General features: G+C 72.9%; 2 protein-coding genes and 1 pseudogene. All 3 read left to right on the forward strand.

The window, feature by feature from the left end; genetic code table 11:
• Positions 1–177 precede the first annotated feature (177 nt).
• Positions 178–804, forward strand: a complete 627-nt coding sequence (locus G3N92_RS32495) for a precorrin-8X methylmutase (RefSeq protein ID WP_206131625.1) — start codon at positions 178–180, stop codon at positions 802–804.
• Entirely contained in the window at positions 801–1,577 is a 777-nt protein-coding gene (locus tag G3N92_RS32500; protein WP_206131626.1) for a precorrin-2 C(20)-methyltransferase, read from the forward strand. Before G3N92_RS32495 ends, G3N92_RS32500 begins: the two co-directional genes overlap by 4 nt.
• A pseudogene (locus G3N92_RS32505) lies at positions 1,565–2,615 on the forward strand (cobalt-precorrin 5A hydrolase); the annotation flags it as partial. The gene G3N92_RS32500 and the pseudogene G3N92_RS32505, both read left to right, overlap by 13 nt.

Below are 2,615 nucleotides of genomic sequence, written 5' to 3' on the forward strand. Positions count from 1 at the left end.
TGCCTGCGCGAAGCCGTGGCCCGCCCCCGCAACGCTGGTGGCGGTGGCGGCGGGCCGTTACGACTTGTACCGGCGCGACGGCGAGCACGGCTTCGGCCGGCTCGACGCGCGCCATCTGACGATCGACCAAGCCGCCGCGTTGCTCGACGCCGCGCGGCGCCATCAGGACTGAACCGCATGCTCGACTACCTTCGCGACGGCCAGGAAATCTACCGGCAATCGTTCGCGACGATCCGCGCCGAAGCCGATCTGACGGCCATTCCGGCCGACCTCGAAAAACTCGCCGTGCGCGTGATCCACGCGTGCGGAATGGTCGACGTCGTCGCCGACCTGCGCTTCTCGCCGGGCGCGGGCCGGGCCGGGCGAGACGCGCTCGCGGCCGGCGCGCCGATCCTCTGCGACGCGCGGATGGTGGCCGAAGGCATCACGCGCACGCGGCTGCCGGCCGCCAACCCGGTGCTTTGCACGCTCGGCGATCCGCAGGTGCCGGCGCTCGCGCAGCAGCTCGGCAACACGCGCTCGGCCGCCGCGCTCGAACTGTGGCGGCCGTCGCTGGCCGGCAGCGTGGTGGTGATCGGCAACGCGCCCACCGCGCTGTTCCATCTGCTCGACATGCTCGACGCGGGCGCGCCGAAGCCGGCGCTGATCCTCGGCTTTCCGGTGGGCTTCATCGGCGCGGCCGAATCGAAGGCGATGCTGGCGGCCGACAGCCGCGGCGTGCCGTTCGTCGCGGTAACCGGCCGGCGCGGCGGCAGCGCGATGGCGGCCGCCGCCGTCAACGCCCTGGCCACGGAGGTCGAATGAACGCGCCCGTGAACGCAAGCGGCCCCGCATCCGCAACGGCGGCGCCCGCGCGCGGCCGCCTGTTCGGCATCGGCGTCGGCCCGGGCGATCCCGAGCTGCTGACGCTGAAGGCCGTGCGCCTGCTGCAGGCCGCGCCGGTGGTGGCCTATTTCGTGGCCAGGGGCAAGAAGGGCAATGCCTACGGCATCGTCGAGGCGCATTTCCATGACGCGCAACTTCAACTGCCACTCGTCTACCCGGTCACCACCGAGGCGCTCGAACCGCCGCTCAGCTACGAGCGCGTGATCGCCGATTTCTACGACACCGCCGCCGAAGTGGTGGCCGCCCATCTCGACGCGGGCCGCGACGTGGCCGTGATCTGCGAGGGCGACCCGTTCTTCTACGGTTCGTACATGTACCTGCACGACCGGCTCGCGCACCGCTACGACACCGAAGTGGTGCCCGGCGTCTGCTCGATGCTCGGCGGCGCGGCCGTGCTCGGCGTGCCGCTGGTGTACCGCAACCAGACGCTGTCGGTGCTGTCGGGCGTGCTGCCCGAGGACGAACTGCGCACGCGGCTCGCCAAGGCCGACGCGGCCGTGGTCATGAAGCTCGGCCGCAATTTCGACAAGGTGCGCCGCGTGCTCGACGAGCTGGGCCTCGCGAGCCGTGCGCGGTATGTGGAGCGCGCGACCATGGCGAACCAGCGCATCGTGCCGCTGGCCGAGGTCGATCCAATGGCCTCGCCCTACTTCTCGCTGCTCGTCGTGCCGGGGGAAAAATGGCAAGGCTGAACGCCGCCCCGGCCATCGTGGTGCTCGGCGCGGGCGCGCTGCCGGTGGCCGAGCGGATCCGCGCGCGCTATGCGGGCGCGGCGATCCATGCGCTCGCGGGCCGCGCCGAAGGCGACGTGGCGTTCACCGAACTCGGCGCGCACCTGCGTGCGCTGTATGCGCGCGGCCATCCGATCGTCGCGCTGTGCGCGGCCGGCATCGTGATTCGCTGCGTGGCGCCGTGCCTGACCGACAAGGGCGTCGAGCCGCCGGTGCTGGCCGTGGCCGAGGACGGCAGCGCCGTGGTGCCGCTGCTCGGCGGGCTGACCGGCGTGAACCTGCTCGCGCGCGAGATCGCCGAGACGCTCGGCGTCGCGCCCGCGATCACCACCAGCGGCGAGCTGCGCTTCGGCGCGTGCGTGCTCAATCCGCCCGAAGGCTATGCGCTGGCCGACATCGGCGCGGGCAAGCGTTTCGTGTCCGATCTGCTGGCCGGCGCGTCGACGCGCATCGACGGCGACGCGCCCTGGCTCGACGGCGTGGCGCTGCCGGTCGATCCGTCGGCCGCGCATGCGGTACGGATCACGCCGCAGGCGGGTAGCGCGGCGGGCGGCGAGCTGGTGATTCATCCGCGCAGCGTGGTGGTGGCGTTGACCGCGGCGGCGGAAGCGTTCGCGGACACCGACGACGACAACCTCGAAAACGAACCCTGTCGCGATCCGCTCGCGCGCGCCGTGCTCGCGGCGCTGGCCGATGCCGGGCTGTCGCCGCTCGCGCTGGCGGCGTTGATCGCGCCGAAGGCCGCGATCCGCTCGGCGGCGCTGGCGAACGCGGCGCAGGCGCTCGGCGTGCCGCTGCGGTTCGTCGACGTCGATGCCAATGCCGGTGCGGATGTCGACGCCGGTTCCGATACCGGCGCCAATGCAGATACCGGCAACCACGCCGTCGCACTGCTCGACGCCGCGCTGGCCAGCGCCTCGATCGCCGCGACCCGCGCGGTGCCCGCTGCGACCGGCGCCAGCGCCAGCGCGCTCGCCATCGCCGACGCCCCCGTGGACG

This window comes from Burkholderia sp. Ac-20379, assembly GCF_017104645.1.
Taxonomy (GTDB): domain Bacteria; phylum Pseudomonadota; class Gammaproteobacteria; order Burkholderiales; family Burkholderiaceae; genus Burkholderia.

What these genes read in the sequence shown, in the direction of transcription:
- G3N92_RS32495 (WP_206131625.1), top strand. Translation starts at nt 178, where the DNA reads ATGCTCGACTACCTTCGCGACGGCCAGGAAATCTACCGGCAATCGTTC.
- G3N92_RS32500 (WP_206131626.1), top strand. Translation starts at nt 801, where the DNA reads ATGAACGCGCCCGTGAACGCAAGCGGCCCCGCATCCGCAACGGCGGCG.